Origin of the sequence: Microcystis sp. LEGE 08355 (assembly GCF_015207185.1) — a bacterium.
Lineage (GTDB): Bacteria > Cyanobacteriota > Cyanobacteriia > Cyanobacteriales > Microcystaceae > Microcystis > Microcystis panniformis.
The window spans coordinates 1-3,244 of record NZ_JADEXI010000526.1; the positions used below are offsets into that span (position 1 = coordinate 1).

At 40.7% G+C, this 3,244-nt stretch carries 2 protein-coding genes; one reads left to right on the plus strand and one right to left on the minus strand.

What is annotated here, in order from left to right; all coding sequences use genetic code 11:
• Positions 1 to 1,013 precede the first annotated feature (1,013 nt).
• A complete protein-coding gene (locus IQ242_RS20475; RefSeq protein WP_061433495.1) occupies positions 1,014 to 1,283 on the minus strand; it encodes a hypothetical protein in 270 nt (89 codons plus the stop codon).
• Between the two features lie 177 nt (positions 1,284 to 1,460).
• On the opposite strand from IQ242_RS20475, the gene IQ242_RS20480 reads away from it, so the two are divergent.
• On the plus strand, positions 1,461 to 2,969 hold the full coding sequence (locus IQ242_RS20480; RefSeq protein WP_193961218.1) for a VapE domain-containing protein: 1,509 nt from the start codon (positions 1,461 to 1,463) through the stop codon (positions 2,967 to 2,969).
• The last annotated feature ends 275 nt before the right edge of the window (positions 2,970 to 3,244 follow it).

Below are 3,244 nucleotides of genomic sequence, written 5' to 3' on the forward strand. Positions count from 1 at the left end.
CCTGCCCTACCTGCCCTACCTTGGGGGGCAAACTTTCCTAAATACTGGCAACTTACAAGAAGATCATATATAAGTACATATATATTATATATGTACTACTAGAGTACATATATATTAATGCTATTTTTTTCTAGAAGTCGTAAATATAGGTAGGGCAGGTAGGGCAGGTAGGGAGAAAACATATACAGCAAGCAATTTAAAGTACCCTACCTAAAAAAAGGTAAGGAGAAGGTAGGGACAAGACTAAGACAAGACTGGGAAGGAAAAATCTGTCAGACCTCCCTTCCAGTCTTGCTTTTAGTCTTGCTATCCTTAAAGTTAAGGAAAAGTTATGAGAATAATAATCATTCTCATTTTATTTCCATAGATTCACCCCTCCCGGATAAAGCACCGAATTTACCGCTTTTAGCTCCTCATATCCAGTTAGGCCGTGCTTCCCCTTCCCTACTCTCGCAGGGTGATTTTTTCGCTCAAAAAGGATGTAATTTTCGATCTCCTCCCGGCACTCCTCCCGGGGCGAGACATAGTACAGGTGATTGCATTTTTTCAGATATAGCCATCGGCGGGCTGCTTCAAGCATATGAAGCGAGTTAAAGCGAGTTAAATGTAGCCTTTTTTCCCACTTTGAAAGTAACTCCCATTCGATTGGGCTACCATCAGGTTTTTGGCTAGGAGCGCGGTAGCAAAGTAGTGAATATTTTGTGCAATTATAAGCTTGTGAAGTCGTGCCTATTCCGCGTTCGTGTCGATTTCTCTTATTTCGCATAGATACTATGCTCCTTAATATCAGATTCTATCATAGCACTTTGGCGATTGGGCAACCGATGAGTGGGGTCAAATGTCCTCACTACCTAGGACCCAATCCCCCTTTTTTAGGCAAAATTCTCTTAAGAAAGATTTAAGCTTTTGTACTATGTATGCAATGAAATCAGTACAATTTATCGCATCCATGCAATAAAAAACCTTTTGACCTATATTGATCAAAAGGCATTTTACTGGAGAATTTTTTTACCTTATGGCTTTAATAACATTATAGCTTCTCTTATCTTTTCTTTGATAGCTCCCCCAGCATTCGGCTTTAATTCTAAGGCCTTTTCTAAGAGAGAGATAGCCTCCAAAAAGCTATCTTTCTCTACTGCAATCGCTTCGCCCTCAATGGCATCTATAGCCCGGGCCAGCTTAAGAATCTCATCCTTTTTTGCTATCGGCAACCGTACCGCCGTAGTCTTGCCGGCATTCCATGTCGGCTTTAATGTTCCTTTATGTATTCCACCTCTAGGCATACTCACCCCCTTGTCTATCAATACTCTTAGTATTGTAACAGGTCTATAAGGGAATGGTTATTTAAAAATATTAATTTTTGTAAAGCTTGACTTTCACCTATCAAAATGCTACCTTAAAAGACGAGGACGACTCCCAAGGCATGGAAGTCGCCCCAACAAAAAAAATACACTAACGAAATGATAACAGATAACAACGGTTCCGTAAAGACCCCAATGGTAGGGGATATTTCTCAGTTTTCCGAGTTCGTGATCGCCAATTATCTTCACTTGCTAGACAGACCTGAAAAAGGGGAAAAAGGTAAGTATATATGCCCTAATTGCGGGGAGCCTAAATTAAGCATCTCTCAATCAGGCCGAAAAAAGGGAATAGCCTATGATTGCCACGGATGTCACGATAACAAAAGAATCGCTTACTTGTTACGAGAGGCCAACGGTGAATTCAAGAAAAAACCAGATAATTCACCTACCCAAAAATCAAGCTTACAGAAAGACCTGTTACAGGTCAGTAAAGACCTAAAACAGTTCATCTCAGGGGAACCTGACGACGACGATCAAGAGGATAAATTAAGGATAATCAAGCCGGAACATACCTTATCTCTTATCCAAGAAATCATCAAAGGGAAGGAATTAAAATACAATCTCAGAAGTAAAGAGATTGAATTGCAAGGGAAAGTATTGAATCTGGATACTTTCAGGATGAAGCTTCAAAATGATCGCGGTATTTTTATCAAAAGCACCGATATAATGCTTGAAGCTTTATATTTTGAGGCCAAAAATAATGAATACGATCCAATAAAGCTTTTTCTTGAGCAATGCTATCAAAATTATGATCCTGAAGTAGATGAGAATTTTGATATTACGGAAGTCACTCAGGTACTTTTTGGGGTTAGCGATCCGCTCTATTGCCAGTATTTTTATCGCTTCCTAATCGGATTAGTAAAAAGAATCTGGAAACCGGGCTGTAAATTTGATGAAGCCTTTGTGCTGCAAGGGGAACCAGACTGTTACAAATCTACTTTTTTCAAAACATTAGGGGGAGAATACTTCACCGATGCCATGATGTCCACTGACAAAGATGGATTATTAACCATGGCGAAAAATTGGATCATAGAATGGTCCGAACTAGATCACTTCACCGCAAAAACCTATCACGGAATAATCAAATCATTCCTTAGCCGATCTGATGATTTTTACCGCGAGCCTTATGCACGAGAGGCAATGTCACATCCTCGCTGCAGCATGATTGTGGGTAGCACCAATCGCGATACTTTCTTGAACGACCCGACCGGGAACCGGCGATTCTGGATCATCCCAATCCCCAAAAATCATAAAATTCACATTGACTATCTTCAGGCGTACAGAGAAAAGCTTCTAGGATGGGCTGTCTGGCGGTATTTAGGCGGCGAGAGCTGCGTGCTACCAGCAGAATTCAAGGCACTCCAAGCAGAAGCCAATAAGCAATGGGAAAACAATGATTCATGGGAAGATGAACTCGCTGAATTTCTTGATCGCGAAACTGATCTCTCGGTGGCGGAATGTTTGGACCGGCTTGTTAAAGCGGGCTATCCTGTAAATTTTGGCCGAAGCGATGAGATGCGAATGGGGGACATTTTGAGAAAAGCAGGGTTTAGTCGAAAAAGAATACAGCGCGGCGAAAAACGGATGTATCGCTATCTGAAAGATTAGATTTTCCTTTCTTTGGGATTTAAATGGCTTTTTTTCTAAAGGCCATTTTTTTTGTCCTTACCTTGGCCTTACCTTATCCCTACCTTTGCCCTGCTTTTGACAGGTAGTAGGACAGTCTAAAACCTATATACAGCAAGCGATTCACGTCCCTGCCCTACCTGCCCTACCTTGGGGGGCAAACTTTCCTAAATACTGGCAACTTACAAGAAGATCATATATAAGTACATATATATTATATATGTACTACTAGAGTACATATATATTAATGCTATTTT

Excerpts from the sequence above, each read along its gene's own strand:
- IQ242_RS20480 (WP_193961218.1), top strand. The coding sequence starts at position 1,461 with ATGATAACAGATAACAACGGTTCCGTAAAGACCCCAATGGTAGGGGAT.
- IQ242_RS20475 (WP_061433495.1), bottom strand. The coding sequence starts at position 1,283 with ATGCCTAGAGGTGGAATACATAAAGGAACATTAAAGCCGACATGGAAT.